Annotated in this window: 1 protein-coding gene; it reads right to left on the reverse strand. The window is 63.5% G+C overall.

What is annotated here, in order from left to right; translation table 11 throughout:
• Positions 1–683 (reverse strand): chaperonin GroEL (gene groEL / locus JKL46_RS35015; RefSeq protein WP_201843054.1); only part of this gene is annotated, 683 nt, incomplete at both ends.

Raw genomic sequence — 683 nt, forward strand, 5'->3', positions numbered from 1 at the left:
AGCATGGCCTTGCGGCGGTCGCCGAAGCCCGGAGCCTTGACAGCGGCAATCTTGAGACCACCCCGCAGCTTGTTGACCACGAGGGTGGCGAGCGCCTCGCCCTCGATGTCTTCCGCCACGATCAGCAGCGGCTTGCTGGTCTGCACCACGGCCTCGAGGATCGGTAGCAGCGACTGCAAGGAGGAGAGCTTCTTCTCGTGGATGAGGATGTAGGGATCCTCGAGCTCGGCGATCATCTTCTCGGCGTTGGTGATGAAGTATGGCGAGAGATAGCCGCGGTCGAACTGCATGCCTTCGACGACGTCGAGTTCGGTGTCGGCGGTTTTGGCTTCCTCGACGGTGATGACGCCTTCGTTGCCGACCTTCTGCATCGCCTGCGCGATCATCTCGCCGACAGGAGCATCGCCATTGGCCGAGATCGTGCCGACCTGAGCAATTTCTTCCGAAGAGGCCACCTTCTTGGCGCGGGACTGGATGTCCTTGACAGCCTCAGCCACGGCGAGATCGATGCCGCGCTTGAGGTCCATCGGGTTCATGCCGGCGGCAACCGCCTTGGCGCCCTCGCGGACGATGGCCTGGGCCAGAACCGTCGCGGTGGTGGTGCCGTCACCGGCCACATCACTCGCCTTCGAGGCCACTTCGCGCACCATCTGGGCGCCCATGTTCTCGAACTTGTCGGCGAG

Origin of the sequence: Microvirga zambiensis WSM3693 (genome assembly GCF_016735695.1) — a bacterium.
Classification (GTDB): Bacteria; Pseudomonadota; Alphaproteobacteria; order Rhizobiales; family Beijerinckiaceae; genus Microvirga; species Microvirga zambiensis.